The sequence below is a fragment of the Methanobrevibacter sp. genome, from assembly GCF_017940815.1.
Classification (GTDB): domain Archaea; phylum Methanobacteriota; class Methanobacteria; order Methanobacteriales; family Methanobacteriaceae; genus Methanocatella.
This window is the reverse complement of sequence record NZ_JAGAXX010000075.1, coordinates 1-3,620: the sequence shown is the minus strand read 5'-3', so window position 1 is coordinate 3,620 and position 3,620 is coordinate 1. Positions and strand designations below refer to the sequence as shown.

General features: G+C 37.1%; 4 protein-coding genes. All 4 read right to left on the bottom strand.

Features of this window, described 5'->3' with window-relative positions; genetic code table 11:
• Positions 1-167: 167 nt before the first annotated feature.
• Genes ILA26_RS08810 through ILA26_RS08795 form a run of 4 tightly spaced genes read right to left on the bottom strand, consistent with a single transcriptional unit; the run spans position 168 to position 3,391 of the window.
• Positions 168-836 carry a 2Fe-2S iron-sulfur cluster-binding protein gene (locus ILA26_RS08810; RefSeq protein WP_292896431.1) on the bottom strand — a complete coding sequence of 223 codons (669 nt, stop codon included), beginning with the start codon at positions 834-836 and terminating at the stop codon, positions 168-170.
• A gap of 4 nt (positions 837-840) precedes the next feature.
• A complete protein-coding gene (locus tag ILA26_RS08805) occupies positions 841-2,352 on the bottom strand; it encodes an FAD-binding protein (protein WP_292896429.1) in 1,512 nt (503 codons plus the stop codon).
• Complete coding sequence (locus tag ILA26_RS08800; RefSeq protein WP_292896427.1) at positions 2,349-2,903, bottom strand: hypothetical protein; 555 nt, start codon at positions 2,901-2,903, stop codon at positions 2,349-2,351. Before ILA26_RS08800 ends, ILA26_RS08805 begins: the two co-directional genes overlap by 4 nt.
• Positions 2,900-3,391, bottom strand: a complete 492-nt coding sequence (locus ILA26_RS08795) for a CDP-alcohol phosphatidyltransferase family protein (protein ID WP_292896425.1) — start codon at positions 3,389-3,391, stop codon at positions 2,900-2,902. The genes ILA26_RS08800 and ILA26_RS08795 overlap by 4 nt, the downstream gene beginning before the upstream one ends.
• Positions 3,392-3,620: the final 229 nt, after the last annotated feature.

Here is a 3,620-nt window from a genome sequence, read left to right as displayed (position 1 = left end):
TATGGGTATTAAGACCTTTTTTAATAAAATAAAAAATTATCCTAATGTATTTTTATAAACCATCAAAAAATAATATGAAAAATAAGAAAAAGAAAATGAATCTGGTCGAATTTTAACAAAAAAAATTCAGGCCCCTAAATATATTATCATACCTAAATTATTTAATATTAATCATGATGGAGCAATTCCCTGATTCTCCAGACGGACTTTTTATTCATTCTTGAAATTGCCCTTTGGGTTGATATTCCTGCAGGACATGAGTCCTCACATGCAAGGGACTTGACGCAATGATTATAGAATCCCTTCTTATAGCTTTTTTTGATTTCTTTCACATGCCCAGAATCCTTTTCCTGACCTATAACCTTTGATGCTGAAACGGGAATGTGCGCCCCAACAAAGTCTCCCAAATCATAATTTGGACATGCCTCACAACAGCATCCACACATCAAACACAAGGACATCTCATATTCAAAATCCAAATCTTTTTCATTTACTTTTGCATCGCTTTCAAGCCATATCTTGGACTTTTTCATCGAATCATACAATATTGACCTGTCCACCTTCAAATCCTTTATCAATGGGAATTTGGATAACGGCTCAATTGTAATGACTTCATATTCCTTGACAACCTGCTCATTTTTTAGGAATGTCTGGCATGCAAGCTTAGGCTCTCCGTTGATGACCATTGCACATGCACCACATATTCCCTGAAGGCAGCTGCATGAATACTCTACAGGATTTCCCAATTTTTCAAGCAAGGATGTGACTGTGATATTTAAGTCGCCATCATATTGAAATTCCTGATAACCATCCCCCACCTTAATCTTAACTTTCATAAAATCACTCAAAAAATACGTTAATTTCACCGTCATATGTCACATTGGATGCCTTTTCAAACTCAGAACTGCTTTGAGGATAATCTGTTCTTTGATGTGCTCCTCGACTTTCCTTTCTCTCAATTGCAGACATTATGCATGCCTTTGCAAGAATTATTAATGGAGACTCCTCCATGCCATTCAATTCATTGAGAGCATCAGTCAGGTTTTCCTCATCACGATATATGCTCATTGAGCGGTTCATGATTTCTGCAAGCCTTCCATCATTCTGAGTTGGAATATTAACTTCCTCTCGAATTAGTTCACCTGTCGGCTTTTCAAGAATTGCATTTTCAGCTGCAATCCAGCCACCGTGAATTGCTCCCAAAAGAGAATTACCTCCAAGCCTGTTGGCTCCATGATACTGGCTTGAGCATTCGCCTGCAGCATACAATCCCTTGATGTTTGTCCTGTGATCAGCATCAGTCCTGATTCCACCCATGAAATAGTGCACTCCCGGGAAAATAGGAATCGGCTCTTCTATAGGATTCAAATTCAAGTATTTTGTGCATATGTCATAGACCTCATCCAACTTAACCCTAATTGTATCCTCATCCAAATGGGTGATATCCAGATACACTTCCTTTTCACCACCGTTGGATGCCTTGTAGATACTTTTTGAAACGACATCCCGTGGCATCAGTTCCGCCAATTCAGGATACCATTCCTTCATGAAATACCATTTTTCACCATCCCTAAGGACATATAGCTTACCCCCTTCACCGCGTGCCGCCTCGGTTATGAGCATTCTCTTGTTTGGTGTCCTGACAGTTGTCGGATGGTACTGTATCATCTCAAGATTTGCCAATTGAACCCCTTGAGTCAATAGCCTTGCTGTGGCATAACCGTCATTCTGTGTTGATCCGACAGTCTTTCCGAATAGGGAATTCAATCCACCTGTGGCAATGATAACCGCATCACCAGTGAAGGATTTTATTTCACCAGAATCCTCATTAACGCAGACAACGCCTGCACATTCCCTCTTGTCGGTAAATATCAATGAGACAAATCTCCATCCTACATGTCTGGTGACCTTGCCTTCAACTTCCCTTTTCCTGCATTGACCTATGAGTGCAGTCACAATCTGCTTTCCTGTTCTTGCACCAGCATAAGCTGTCCTTTGCTTTTTTTGACCTCCAAAATATCTCAAGTCGATGTTTCCGTTTTCATCCCTTGTGAAGCTTGTTCCTATTTCAGATAGCCATTCGACAATTTTTAAAGCATCTGCAGTCAGCCTCAAAACCGCTTCAGCATCATTGATTTCACATCCACCATGCATTGTATCTGCATAGTGCTGCTCGGTGGAATCGTCCTGGCCTTTGGTGTTTAATGCGGCGTTGATGCCTCCCATAGCCATCACAGACTGTGAACGCTCGGAATAGTCCAGAGATATCAAGTCAACCTCTGCATTGTCTGATGCTCTTATGGCTGCAGTCAGACCGGCCATTCCTGCACCAACTACAATTACTTTATTCATAAAACGCCTCCCAGATTATAGACTATTTCCGCCAATATCAACATTATTAAAATTATCAGTAAAACACAGTTGTTTTTATGCTTGAAATTTGCATATTCATCCTTCCCGTCCAAGAATCCTAATGACATCATGAATTTAGGAATTGACACACTTAAATGCAATATCAATGAAATGAACAGCAGATTATCAACTGCAAAATGAAATATCCTCATCCAAAAGTCATAACCTGAATTCAATGGGGCAAACATATAGCTTAGGATGTGCAGGCTCACAAAGACCACTATTAAAATTCCTGTGACGAGCTGCTGTGTTGTATCCTTAATCAAACCAGAATACCTGTTACCCCTTTTGGACCTGTCCTTGAAATATAAGTATAAGCTAATGATTATATGGACAACAATAGGATAAAATATCCTTCGACCGGTTATCTGAAAGCTTGGAGAATATCCAATGATTCCAAACAGGTGCAAAACGGACAGTACTGCATGATTTAAAAGCAATATGATTATAATTATTACCATTAAAGTGTTTATCTTTCTAAGGGAAATCAACTTATCACCGGTCTAATTCTTGAAAGCGATGAAAGCAATGCGCAGATGGTTATGAATATTGCCAAAATCGTATTGACCGTCCCAACATGGATTAACAATGCAACAATAGGATATGCATAAAACATCAATGCAACAATATGACCCAATCTTTCATAATAAAAGTCATCACTTGGAGATGTTTTGAAAAACTCTACCATTTTCAATATTATGACAAATATGAACCAGAACGGTATCAGATTAATCAGCATTACTGCAAAAGTAGATAAAACAATAAATATGAAATCACAAATCACATCAAATTTGGCACCGTCATACGTATCCAAATTGTATTTTTTAGCCAATTTGCCATCAAAATAATCAGATAGTGCAGTTAAAATAAAAATAAATAATAAATAACCTATATTATAATCAATTAATGTGAAATGTATGAACAGCACTCCAAGAAGTATTCTTAGTGCAGTTAAAATATTTATATAAACCTTTTGCAACAATACGCACCAATTAATATATAATATTTTAGGAATATAAAAATTTTTTTACAAATTAATTATTTTATAAATATTTTTTATAAAATTCGAGTCTGTAAAATTTTATAGGCTTATTTAATTTTTATGTGTTTTTGTGTCCAGTTTTGCATTTGGAAGTCTAAAAAGGTTAGAATTCCATTTTTGGTCTTGTATAATTTCTTTATTTTTTCTGGATTGGTTTGTCTGTAGT